At 42.7% G+C, this 12583-nt stretch carries 12 protein-coding genes and 1 tRNA gene; 1 reads left to right on the plus strand and 12 read right to left on the minus strand.

All coding sequences use genetic code 11. The features are described from left to right. Positions 1-10 precede the first annotated feature (10 nt). The 3 genes from HCG69_RS16600 to HCG69_RS16610 all read right to left on the minus strand — a co-directional run bounded on the left by HCG69_RS16600 (position 11) and on the right by HCG69_RS16610 (position 3944). Positions 11-1153 (minus strand): glycoside hydrolase family 105 protein, encoded by a 1143-nt coding sequence (locus HCG69_RS16600; protein ID WP_221650965.1) that lies wholly within the window; start codon positions 1151-1153, stop codon positions 11-13. A 14-nt stretch (positions 1154-1167) separates the two neighbouring features. Beyond that, positions 1168-2361: a glycoside hydrolase family 76 protein gene (locus tag HCG69_RS16605; RefSeq protein WP_221650966.1), complete on the minus strand. Its 1194-nt coding sequence runs from the start codon at positions 2359-2361 to the stop codon at positions 1168-1170. A 629-nt stretch (positions 2362-2990) separates the two neighbouring features. Next, positions 2991-3944 (minus strand): calcium/sodium antiporter, encoded by a 954-nt coding sequence (locus HCG69_RS16610; protein WP_221650967.1) that lies wholly within the window; start codon positions 3942-3944, stop codon positions 2991-2993. A gap of 178 nt (positions 3945-4122) precedes the next feature. On the opposite strand from HCG69_RS16610, the gene HCG69_RS16615 reads away from it, so the two are divergent. Further along, positions 4123-5937: a mechanosensitive ion channel family protein gene (locus HCG69_RS16615; RefSeq protein WP_002558355.1), complete on the plus strand. Its 1815-nt coding sequence runs from the start codon at positions 4123-4125 to the stop codon at positions 5935-5937. Between the two features lie 364 nt (positions 5938-6301). Here HCG69_RS16615 and HCG69_RS16620 read toward each other — a convergent pair whose 3' ends face one another. The 9 genes from HCG69_RS16620 to HCG69_RS16660 form a co-directional block, all read right to left on the minus strand. Further along, complete coding sequence (locus HCG69_RS16620) at positions 6302-7483, minus strand: SAM-dependent methyltransferase (protein ID WP_221650968.1); 1182 nt, start codon at positions 7481-7483, stop codon at positions 6302-6304. A gap of 3 nt (positions 7484-7486) precedes the next feature. Beyond that, the gene (locus tag HCG69_RS16625; RefSeq protein WP_221650969.1) at positions 7487-7975 is read right to left on the minus strand and encodes a hypothetical protein; all 489 of its coding nucleotides are present in this window, start codon (positions 7973-7975) and stop codon (positions 7487-7489) included. Between the two features lie 17 nt (positions 7976-7992). Beyond that, positions 7993-8637 carry an outer membrane beta-barrel protein gene (locus HCG69_RS16630; protein WP_221650970.1) on the minus strand — a complete coding sequence of 215 codons (645 nt, stop codon included), beginning with the start codon at positions 8635-8637 and terminating at the stop codon, positions 7993-7995. An 11-nt stretch (positions 8638-8648) separates the two neighbouring features. Continuing rightward, entirely contained in the window at positions 8649-9395 is a 747-nt protein-coding gene (locus tag HCG69_RS16635; protein ID WP_221650971.1) for a M15 family metallopeptidase, read from the minus strand. Next, on the minus strand, positions 9392-10522 hold the full coding sequence (locus HCG69_RS16640; RefSeq protein WP_255586189.1) for a M50 family metallopeptidase: 1131 nt from the start codon (positions 10520-10522) through the stop codon (positions 9392-9394). Before HCG69_RS16640 ends, HCG69_RS16635 begins: the two co-directional genes overlap by 4 nt. A gap of 81 nt (positions 10523-10603) precedes the next feature. Then, a tRNA-Ile gene (locus HCG69_RS16645) sits at positions 10604-10677 on the minus strand. Positions 10678-10772: 95 nt separating this feature from the next. Next, complete coding sequence (locus HCG69_RS16650; RefSeq protein ID WP_221650973.1) at positions 10773-11084, minus strand: DUF4491 family protein; 312 nt, start codon at positions 11082-11084, stop codon at positions 10773-10775. Positions 11085-11088: 4 nt separating this feature from the next. Further along, positions 11089-11553 carry an Lrp/AsnC family transcriptional regulator gene (locus tag HCG69_RS16655; protein ID WP_221650974.1) on the minus strand — a complete coding sequence of 155 codons (465 nt, stop codon included), beginning with the start codon at positions 11551-11553 and terminating at the stop codon, positions 11089-11091. 153 nt (positions 11554-11706) lie between these two features. Then, the gene (locus HCG69_RS16660; protein ID WP_002558347.1) at positions 11707-12573 is read right to left on the minus strand and encodes an FKBP-type peptidyl-prolyl cis-trans isomerase; all 867 of its coding nucleotides are present in this window, start codon (positions 12571-12573) and stop codon (positions 11707-11709) included. Positions 12574-12583: the final 10 nt, after the last annotated feature.

A 12583-nucleotide genomic window follows, 5' to 3' on the forward strand; every position in this document is an offset into this window, starting at 1 on the left:
AGTTTTTGTTTTATTTTTCAAGAAAGGCATTTACGCACCACAGTACAGGTGCTTGTCCGTGCATATTGCCCGGTAGGGTTTTCCGGTTCAGGTAGAACTCGCGGTCGTTGGTTTTGTTAGTACCTTCGCATACGCCGTCGATGTCTCCGTTTTCATCAATGTGCCCAATCAGAGCAATCCATGCTTTGCGTACCAGTGGGGCATAGGTTGCTTCGTCCAGCCAGCCCTTCTTTACGCCTTTTACCATGGCATATACGAACATGGCCGAACCGGAGGTTTCCGTCCAGGTAGTTTTGTCGTCTACCAATTGCCCCCATAAGCCATCCTCCTTCTGATAATCGCGCAGGCTGTTCATCATCATCCGGTAGGATTCCAGTATCCTTTCCCGGTTCGGATTGTCTTCCGGAAGCATGCCCAGAAGTTCTGTCATTCCGGCAGCCATCCAGCCATTGCCACGTCCCCAGAAGAAGGGGACATCTTCAGCGTGGTAGAATAAACCATTCGGACGTTGTATCTTGTCGAGGTACTTAACCATTTCGGCAGCAGCACGGTCTATGTATTTACGGTCTTTGGTAACGAAATAAGCTTGCGACTGAATGGCCGAAATCATAAACATATCGTCAATCCAGTAGCGGGTTTGCCAGGACAACCCCTGATCCAGCAAAGCCTGGTACGCTTCACGGTGTTTGGTGTTACGCGGCATTTTCCATTGTTCGTCTGCATACCACATTCCCATGTGATAGTAAATCTCCTTACCGGTTTGTGCATATAGCTGGAGCGGGATAGTACCAAATACGGTATGATCTACATGATCCGGTAGGGGTTGTAGTCTGCGTTCCGGACCAAAGATCGGCAGGAAACGTTCTTCCAGTTGGCGGAGGAGTTTCTTGTTTTTGGTGATATGCGTATAACGTAGGGCACCAAACCATGCACATGTTTCCGGATAGGTGATTTCATTAGGAGGTGCCGGGTTACCGTTGAAGTTGGGATGTGGGACGGCTACAAACCGCTGGCTCACTAACTCACCTACTTCTTGGGGCGAACAACCCTTGGGCCATTTCCTAAACTCTTTTTGTGCCATCAGCAGTGAAGGCAGACAGGCAACTATCAGTGTGAACATCCCTGCCTTGAAGAATTTCTTACGTGTTTCCATGTTCTATATTTGTTTTATTTCAGATTCATGTTTCCCAGATTTGCGTACATCTCCACCATTGCCGCCTGATTAAGCAGCCATTGTTGCTTTTCTTTCTTTTCTCCGCTCCAGTCACTGTTGATGAGTCCATTGTCATAGCGGGCGCTTTTCCATGCCAGTTCCAGATTGTCGGCAAAGATTTGCAGATATTCCGGGTTGTTATCTTGCAGATAGAGTTCTATATATCCTCTCATCATGATAGCTACGAACCATGTTCCCCGGTTGCGGAACAGCCTGATATCTGTACCGTCCTGTGTTTTGAATGGTTCTGTGAAGTAGTTTATTCCTGCACGGGCCACGTTTTGTGCTTCTGTCAGAAATTGCCGGTTGCCGGTTAGTTTGTATAGCAGACTGGCTGCTTGTAGCATTTGTCCCGTATTATATGCATATTTCTCTGTGCCGATGCGTCCGTCCGTTTTGAGGTTGTCGAAGTAAATGTAATCCGAATCCTGCAGGTTTACTTTAGTCCAGGTATATAGCTCCAGTCCTTTCTGATAATAGGCACTGTCCCGTGTGGTCTCAAAAAGCTGAAGTGCCAGTACGGATGCGGGTGCATTGGAACAGGTATTCTTTGATTCCTTTTTTTGCTCACACCAATAGATACCTCCGTTTAGTACATCGTCATTACCACTCAAGAGGAATTTCCATATTTCTTCCGATTGTTTCAGGTATTTCTTATTTCCTGTCAGGCGGTAAGTTTCGAGGAAGTCAATGCCTAACCAGATATTATCATCATAGAAACGGTCGGAATGCCCGGCCTCACTGATGTAGGATTGAAAACAGGCAGGAGTACGGGTTGTGTCATAATAACATTCTAATCCGGGAATGATTTTCTCCTGTAGAAGTGCCTGATATTTGTTGTCTCTGGTTGTTTTGAGTAGTGCATTTACTCCTGAAAACAACCCGGAGGTAGGCCATAAATAGGCTACTTTGTCTTTGGTAACCGTATCTGTAGAAGCCAGGTAAGTCACTTTATCATTGGAACTTTTAGGATAATTCTCATTAAATAAATTGCTCCCTTCTGCCTGATAGTATTTGAAGATACTGTCGAGCAACATTTCAGAGCGGGCAATGGAAGTGTTGTTTTCCTGGGGTATGGACGTTTGGCATGCCAGCAAAGAGATTGCCAGAAAAAGTGCACTGATTGCTTTGGGTAAGAATGATTTCATACGTCTGCTATTCTATTGAAATTTACCTGGAGGGAGATTTGGTTTTTAGAAAAGAAGAGAGTCTGTGGCTCCCTCCTTTTTTCCTGAACTAAATCCTACCTTCTTTTTACTTTAAAAAAAAACTATATTCGTTCTCTAAAATCACTTCACAAATATAGGCAGTTGTTTCTCAGTAAATATTCACAGTTTTGACAATAGTGTATAGGGAACAACTTTAGCAGAAATGGAGACAAAGTCGATATGGAGGCAACTGTACGCATTTATGCCATATTTGTATTCATATAGGCACATATGAGGGTTTTCCGTACAGGGAAGTACGGTGGACGATGGATTATCGTTAAAATGCAGATGAATACAGGTTTGTGCAGACAAATAGATAGATGAGAAAGAGTGTCCGTCTTTTCATCTGTGCTGATTCGCGATTATCTGCGTTTCGCCAGGTAACGAAACTCTGTGAAACTCCTGTGGAATTTCAAATTTAGTTCATACTATGACAGCGTTTTATTGAAACGCAAATGATCGCAGATTTTCGCAGATTAAATAGCTGCGCTATACTTGAGCGATGATATTCTTTGCGTGAATCTGCGAGTTTCTGCGTTTCAATAATAATATCATATAATTTAGAACGATTACTTATAGATAAGAATTGTAGTATATGCTATGTAGCAAAGTATCAGGATGCTTCCTTCTATCCGCGTTATAGTACGTTTGGCGAAAAAGAGCCCGAATAACCATAGCAGTACTCCTGAGCCTACCAATACCAACAAATCGAAATTCGTAATGCCGCTTAGGCTGAGCGGAGTGATGGATGCACTACATCCAAGTACAAAGAAAATGTTGAACAGGTTGCTGCCGATAGCATTTCCGATAGCTATTTCCGGATTCTTTTTCAATGCGGCAACCACCGAAGTTGCTAATTCGGGTAGCGAAGTACCTCCTGCTACCAACGTCAGTCCGATGACTGATTCACTGACTCCCAAGCTGCGGGCAATATTACCGGCTCCTTCTACAAACCATTGTCCACCGAAAATGAGCCCTGCAAGTCCACCTGTGATATAGAGCACCGAGCGCCATATGGGTAACTGGCGTATCTCCTCATCTGCTCCTTCACTCTTACCGTTGGATGCGATGGCAAAGGTATATCCTAAAAAAATAGCGAAGAAACACAGAAGCAGTAGCCCGTCGGTGATGCTAAGCACGTTTTGGGCAGCATGGTCCAATAGAATATCATTGGCGCATATCAGTAATACGATGGAAGAGAGAATACAGAGAGGGATCTCTTTCTTTAGTGTGTTCTGAGTGATGACGATAGGAGCAAACAATGCAGTGCAACCCACTATCATCAGTGTATTGAAAATGTTGCTTCCCACTACATTTCCGATAGCGATATCTGCACTTCCTTTTAATGCGGAAGATATACTGACTGTCAGTTCCGGGGCTGAAGTGCCGAATGCAACGATTGTTAATCCGATGACAATGGATGGGATACGAAATCGTTTGGCAACAGATGCGGCTCCGTCCGTCAGGCCATTAGCGCCTATTAGAATGAGGAGAAGTCCTCCGATGAGAAGTAATATATCCATTTGGGTCCTGATTTTTGCTACAAAGATAACGGAATTAATTAAAACTGGAACCGTGTTGAGAATTATCGGACGTATCTTTTTGAGCAAATAATATATTCATTCCCACTGAAATATCAAAAACATTCCGTATGTTTGGCACGTTTATTTGTCTATAGCAAGGTTAATAAGTGTTTTTTGTATGAGGAAGAATCGTTTATTTTGTCTTTTCATCTCTTTGGTATTTACTATCGGAGCGTCTGCTCAGCTGGTCGAGAAAGTTCGTGAATTTCTTGGTGACGATACGTTGAAAACTCATTCTGTCATAAGGAGTGATTCTGATTCGGCGAACATTGCCGACATGAAAAGGGAACTTGAAACTGCCAGGCTGAACGAAGCCAATATGCGGATGGAGATGGAACAACTGAAATTGCAGGCATATGCTGCTGATTCTGTAAAATTGGTTCAGCAAAAGTTGCGTATAGACTCATTGCGTAAGTTCACTCAAGGTGTTCCCGTGGTTGTGGAAGGGGATACGCTTTTTTATATATATGCCAAACGGGGCGGACATACCCCCCAACAACGGGCGGTGATGAATGCCACTGCTATCACAGAGTTGGGCAAGCGATTCAATCTCAAGCCGGATTCCCTGTATTTGGAGAGTAGCGACATTGTGACCGATTTAATGTATGGCGATAAAGTATTGGCTTCATTTACTGATCAGGACGGGTTGTGGGAAGGTCGCACACGTGACCAGCTTGCTGCCGATAAACGACACATAGTGGTAGACAAGCTGAAGGATATGAAAAAAGAACACAGCTTGTGGCAGTTGGGTAAGAGGATTATATTTTTTGTGTTGGTATTGCTCGGGCAGTATCTACTGTTTTGGGCTACTACCTGGTTATTTAAGAAACTAAAGATACGTATTCAACGATTGAAGGACACAAAGCTAAAGCCTATTTCGATTCAGGATTATGAATTGCTGGATACTCAGAAACAGGTTAATCTGCTTATATTCCTGGCCAATATATTGCGTTATGCCTTCATGTTGCTTCAGTTAGTTCTTACGGTCCCCTTGCTATTTTCCATTTTCCCGCAGACCGAAAAGCTGGCCTATCAGATATTCTCATATATCTGGAATCCGGTGAAAAGTATATTTGGTGGGGTGATAGATTATATTCCGAACCTGTTCACTATTTTTGTAATATGCCTTGCTGTGAAATACTTGGTGCGGTTGGTTCATTACCTGGCTACAGAAGTACAGTCTGACAGATTGAAACTGAATGGTTTTTATCCGGATTGGGCGATGCCTACTTTCCATATTATACGTTTCCTGTTATACGCTTTCATGATTGCGATGATCTACCCCTATCTGCCGGGTTCCGATTCGGGGGTCTTTCAGGGAATTTCAGTCTTTGTCGGACTGATTGTTTCATTGGGGTCAAGTACGGTGATTGGGAATATTATTGCCGGGCTGGTTATTACCTATATGCGTCCGTTTAAGTTGGGAGATCGTATCAAGCTGAATGATACCACCGGGAATGTCATAGAGAAAACCCCGCTTGTGACACGTATTCGTACGCCAAAGAATGAGCTGGTCACTATTCCCAACTCCTTCATCATGTCTTCTCATACAGTGAATTATAGTGCATCGGCACGAACCTACGGATTGATTATTCATGCAGAAGTGAGCATCGGATATGATGTACCCTGGCGTAAAGTGCATTCGTTGCTCCTGAAAGCAGCACAAGCAACGCAGGGAGTCGCGGCGGATCCCGAACCGTTTGTACTTGAAACGGAATTGCAGGATTGGTATCCGGTGTATCAGATTAATGCGTATATAACAGAGGCGGACCAGTTAGCACAGATTTATTCCAATCTGTATCAGAGTATTCAGGATGTATTTGCTGAGGCGGATGTTGAGATTATGTCTCCGCATTATATGGCAGTACGCGATGGAAATGAGACGACTATTCCTAAAAGCGGATTGAAACCGGAGGAGACTAAAGAAGGGTAAAACCGAGATCATATCGTTTCTCTTTTAGAAAGTTGGCAGCTTCCTGTATGTAGGCTTCATCAGGCAATGGTTGAAGCTGTGTAAGATAATATTGTCATTCATGCATATTTCGAAATGATAAAATGCCCTTTCGTAACATATTGATTGTCAATGCCTGTTTGATCCCTTTTTCTCCCCGGAGCCGAGTACCCTCCTCCCCGGAGCCGAACGACCTCTTCCCCGGAGCCGGGGAACTTCCTCCCCGGAGCCGAGTGGGACATGCAGTTTCGGAGAAACATTCTATGTAAAATAATATAATCTTGTTTGACGATAATTCATCGTTGATCAGGAATCAGTCAGTCCTATATCGGATCTCTTATTCATTTTATGCTTTACTGCATTTTATAAACACTTTCTGTTCATTGAATAGAGTTGTTGCAAAAAGATAAACCTCCCCTCCATCCGATAATTTGGTTCGTTTCCGTATTTCTGCTACTGTAGCCGGGAAATTACGAACGGTGATATTGGCTTTTTTTAGCTCTCCGATGGTTTCTTTTATTTCTTTCTTATTAAAAGAACATTGTCCTGTTATCTGGAAAGATCTTCCCGGAAAGTTCTCTATCCACAGATCCGAAGTGTAGAGATGGCTGTTTGGGTGCAGTTTCTTTACTTTATACCGGGAGGCAATACTGCGAAATGCACCCGCTTTAAGGATGGAAGCATTAGGCTCATACAGATACTTACCAGGTTCTTTGGTATAAAGGCATTCGGCTTCAAGTTCCTCTTCCCGGGTGAAGGTGAAAGTTTGTTTCTCCTTGGAAGTGAGGTTGATGCAATGGATAGGGATCAACTGGGAGGGTTCGTTTCCTATTATCAGCAATAGCTCTTTGCATTCATTGTTTACAGAGATGATATGTACCTCTCTGGTACGTTTCATACTTTTTAGTGCAAGGGTAAGGTCCAGCATGGGCGATAACTTGATTATTATCTGTTTGCCTTTGCTTAACAATAACTCTTCCAACTCTGCTACATCAGGTTCGCAATCTGATATGGCGATTGTTTTTCCTCCATGTTCATTCCGGCGTGCCGGATCAATAAAAATACAATCTACCGGTTCCATCTTTTGTAAATGAACTACTCCGTCTTCATTATATACCGTAATATGTTTCAGCCCGAGTAGAGGGAAGTTATGCTTTGCGATTTCGCAGAGCTCTTCTTGCCGTTCCACATAGGATACTTTACGAAACCTGCTTGCCATAAAAGCACAGTCTATTCCGAAACCTCCGGTCAGGTCGGCTAATGTCTCTCCGTCTGCCAGCGTCGATTTGTATTGTGCTGTTATTTCCGAGGAGCATTGTTCCAATGATAGATGACGGGGATACCATAGCTCTTCGATAGATTGCCACGAAGGTATTTTATTTGCAGCAGCCTGTCTTCCGGCTATTTGTACAATAGCGGCAGGCATATCCACGTCCGGATATCTGGGAGCCTGTAATGCCAGTAACCGGACGTCATCCCGACTATGGGCGCGAATAAACTCGATAGTAGATTGTGATAGTTGTTCCATAAATTACATGGGATCTTCTTCCTGATCTTTATAATGAACATCAAAGCGGCCGTTAGTGATCCGGCCTCCACTGAATGTTCCGCTGATGATATTTCGTTCCGTATCAAAACGGGTGATGGTAACTTTTCCGTCTTTTAATTTCTCTTCTCCAAAGCGTGCGTTAGTAAACTCCGATTCTTGTCCTTCCTGAGGAGATACTATGGTAAACCGGATGTATCTGTCTTGCTTTACCATGACAGATACGTCTACTTCCGCCAGTTTCTCATTGTATAAGAAATTGATTGACGGGCTATTTACGGAAGGTCCGAACCAATAACCGTAATCCCGGTATCTGCCTCCAACATATAACCAGCCGTCTATCAGGCAGCCAAATGTCTCTGCACCAATAGTAGTGGCAGGAGGCATTACTGTAATGTCTACTGTTTCATCTTCTCTGTCACAACCGATACAGCAAAGAACGGAAAGAAGAATGAGGATATATTTCTTCATCATATTGTATATATTTCAGGTTAAAAATTGAAAGAGACTCCTGCTGAAAGATTAAGCCGGCTTACCGATAACGGGTCGTTGCGGAATTTAACGGTAGTCGTTTCATTATGATAACGCGGGTATATCGTGTGAATGCTGGAAGCCACATATTGTATATCGGCTTCTATATTCCACTGCCGGGTTATTTTCAAGGTGGCGTTGAGCCCTGCATTAGTGGCAAAGGAAGTTGCAGTTACGCGTCTGCTTTTATCAAATACTTTACTGTAGTTCCTATATGACAATATACCTATACCTGCATCCAAACGAATGAAAAAGCGTTTTGTCCGAAGGCAATAAATCCCTGCCTGGGGAGCAAAATAGTGTGTGTATAGATGATCGCTTCCTTCTTCGTGGCTTCCCTGAGAAGAGAATCCTGAATACAGGAATCCTACTCCGACTATATTTGCCGGGCGGTAATAATATTGCGCATCCCAGCTAACCCCTTCCGAAAGGCTACGCTCGTAGCTTTTTGAACTGTTGGTTAGTCCGGCAGTTCCTCTCAGCATATTCCCGTATCCGGCATGGAAGGAGAATGTGTGCCTCTGCTTTGTGGTTTCTTGTGCCGGTAAGGCAATACACCACATTGTTAGAAATAACAACAACAGGCTTTGTTTTCTTTTAAACATAATAGGTTGTATTATTCGATTCGTTTATATTTTTGTTTTGCCACTTCTCTGCTACACAGGTTGAAGTGCCACCACTCACTGTTGAGTGCACGAAAACCTGCTTCTCTCATAATGAGTCGGAGTAGTTGCCGGTTTCTTACAGCTTCTTCGCTGATTTTTCCGCTTTTTACTAATTCAGTTTCGCGGGTGATATGAGCTTCGACACCCAAATGGTCTACTTCCGTTCCCATAGGAAGAGGAATTCCGTTATTATCAAGAATGCTGATGTCTACTGCCAGTCCGTAATTATGGAGTCCCCCGCCGCGGGAAGGATTGGATACATAGATACTTTTTGAAGTACCTTTCACTACATTCCACATTTTTTTTTGTACGGACATAGGGCGGGCAGCATCGTAAACAATCAGGCTGTATCCGGGGTGTTTCTCTTTTAATAACTGTTGGGCGCGAAGCAGTGATTTTAAAGCATCCGGATGCAGATAGGCTTCCTTTAAATCTTCGTAGAGTAATTCTCCTGTGAAGTTTTCCGGGGTTGCATACAGTAACTTTACAGCAATACTGCTGTCCGCGCTTTGGATATTTATAAGTCCGAGCGAGTCAAGATAGAGTGCTGTACGGCTCTTCTCTATAACAGGCGATTGGACCTTTACTGTATCAACAGGCTCTGCAGGAGAAATTACTGTTGTATTTTCTCCTGTCGGTTTTCTTCCGGTATGACATGCTGTGGATAACAGACAGAATACCAGGAATATATATTTCATCGTTGAAGCATCCATTTCATCAGTTCAATATCCATTTCTGTTTCTGCTTTCATGAGATAATGATTCCGTCTTCGGCATACCTTCTTGTATATTTCCTCCGCTGCTTTCCGGTCCTTCTCCCAAAAGAGTGCGAGTGCACATTGTAATCTTTGTTTGCCGGTTGACGTTTCTCCGAACCGGCTGATATATTGTTGCAAGGAAGTACTGTATAATTCCTCTATTACTTCTGAACGACATTGCCCAATCAATTCCAGGAAAAGTAGTTCACACTCGGCTTCCAATACGAAGATAGGAATAACCTCTTCCCGGTGTGCAAGTATCTCTTGCGATAGTTTTTCAGCCTGTGCAAACTCTTTCTGATCTATAAACCGGGATATACAAAATCCCTTAACACCGGTTAGCAACGGATTACTATACTCTGTATTTTCTCCTGTAAACCATTCGGCAGGCATATCCCTCAACCGGGTACCTTCCTGAAACAAAGCATTTACCTTAAGCTGAAGTATTAAAGCCTGGCGGCTTTCCAACGACTTTTGCATCAGCCTGAGGTTATAACCGTCATTGACAATACCGCTTCTTTTCATTGGAATTCCGTTGAGTAGTGCGAATAGAATTCCGATAAGGGCAGTAAATAGAAGGAATAGTTTGAGAGGAGTAAAAATATAGGGAATTGTGGTTAATAGCAAGATTGCTATTATTGCCGAGAACAGGTTCATTAGTACGCCTCCCAGATTGTAGAGAATGAACGGGAGTTGTTGCGGACTTACATCCGGTGGGAGAAGCAAGCATTGGCCAGCTGTTCCGGGTATCTTAAAGTACTTTATCCTGAATCTTCCTTTTTCTTTGATTAATGTTAGTTTCCCGATACGGAAAGAGATAAACTTGTAACCGGTGGCTAATCCAGAAAGCAAATGTCCTGCTTCATGAAGGATAATTTGTAGGTAACCGGCAATAAAAAGACTTATGAGCGATATGAACATACTACTTAGTAGTGTCTCGATTTTCAGATGTTCGAGAAATGCAGTCAGTGTAGTTCCGGTAAACCAGGTGATTCCCAGTATTACACCGGCAGCACCCATACACATACCAATAATCAGGCTACCTGCGAATTTGAAGAGTTTTTTCATAATAGTCTGTTTCTGAGAAGTTTTTGTATCTGTCCTTATAAAAAAAAGACTATAAATCATAGATCTATAGTCTTTTTTAGGTGGGCCATCTTGGGCTTGAACCAAGGACCTCCAGATTATGAGTCTGTTGCTCTAACCAACTGAGCTAAAAGCCCGTGTATCCTTTATCCTGGATGCGGGGACAAAATTAGTACTTTCTCCCGAAATATGCAAACTTTTGAGAGCAAAAAACTAATATTCTTTCAATGTTTCAGAACTTGTAAGTACGCTTGGGGTTTTTCGGGAACCACCCTTTTTTAACCCGGTCTTCTTGTTCAAAGACTTCTTTGATTGTCCAGAACGAAGAAAAAGCAAAAACGCCTAACAAAGAAGAGACAAGAATATTGTCTACACTTAATGAGGCTATTACACCAGCTATTCCCAGTACCAGAAAAATCCACCAACATTTAGTACCCCAGTAATATTCGGCTTTTACCACGACAGGGTGAAAGAGCCCGATAATTAAAAAGGTACAGATGCCTATTAAAAGTCCTGCCAGATGATATTCGTTCAAGAACTCCATTGGATTACTTGTCTACGCGAATGGGAATTTCTTTCTTGATACTTTGTTCCAATGAGATAAGAGTCTCAGTGGCTACAACGCCTGGTATTTCCTGCATCTTATTATTCAGCAAATCCATCAGGTGTTCGTTGTCGCATGCATAGAGTTTAGTCAGCATGGTGTACGGGCCGGTAGTGAAGTGGCATTCTACAATTTCCGGTATTTTCTGTAACTCGGCTACCACTGATTTGTACATAGAACCTTTTTCAAGCTTGATACCAACGTATGTACAAGTTCTGTACCCAAGTGACTTGGGGTTGACATGATAACCTGATCCTACAATAACTCCCAGATCTATAAGTCGTTGCACGCGTTGATGGATGGCCGCACGTGAGACTCCACATTCTGCTGCTACATCTTTAAAAGGTATGCGGGCGTTCTGAGAAATAATCTCTAGAATCTGCCTGTCGAGGTTGTCTATTTTTTCCATAATTAATGAGTATAATTTCCAATTGTTATCAAATAGTAAGCAAATATAGAGATTTATTTTAATTTCTCTCTATAAAATGGATAAAAAATAGGAAATAGCAAAAAAGAGGCGCAAATTTCTTTGCACCTCTTTTTATTTATAGGGATAATCTGCTTACTTTTCGATGCTAAGCAATTCAACTTCGAATACCAAAGTTGAGAACGGTTTGATCTGACCCTGATCTCTTGAACCGTAAGCTAAGTCTTGTGGGATGTAAAGTTCCCATTTAGAACCAACAGGCATCATAGTCAATGCTTCTGTCCAACCTTTGATAACTTGGTTAGCGCGGAAAGTAGTCGGTTCGTTACGTTTGTATGAGCTATCGAATTCAGTACCGTCAATCAAAGTACCTTTATAGTTTACTTTCACCTTACAAGTATCAGCAGGAATCTCACCCTTACCTTCAGTGATTACTTTGTACTGCAATCCGCTCGGAGTTGTTTTTACACCTTCTTTAGTCTTATTTTCAGCAAGGAATTTTTCACCGGCAGCTTTGTTGTCAGCGTATTTTTCTTCCATTGCTTTTGCTTTGATAGCTTCCATAGCTGTCTGAGTATATGACTGAGCTTTCTCCATAGTCATCAAGCCGCCTTTTTCCAGTGTACCTGCGATGAAACCTGCAAGGAAGTTTTCTTTGCTGATAGTTTTTACTGAATCTTCACCAAACAGTTCGTGGTTAATACCCTTCATCATCTGGTTGCTGATCTGCTGGCCAATCTGAAGACCTGCCATGTAAGCAGCTTCTTTCTTTCCGGTTTTGTTGGCACCTTCGGTTACACCTTTAATGAACTCAGCCATATAAGCTGTATCAACGTCCATACGTCCTACTAAATAGCCTTTCAGACCTTGAGTCTGAGCCATACCGATTGAATAAGACAATGAGTCGAGTTCTGTTTTCAGATTTGCTTTAGGAGCCTGGGCTGTACATGATGCAAGGCCAGTTACGGCAGCGATTGCTGCCAGGATTGTAATCTTTTTCATTTTGCTTTTA

This window comes from Bacteroides sp. K03 (assembly GCF_019734355.1).
GTDB lineage: Bacteria > Bacteroidota > Bacteroidia > Bacteroidales > Bacteroidaceae > Bacteroides > Bacteroides nordii.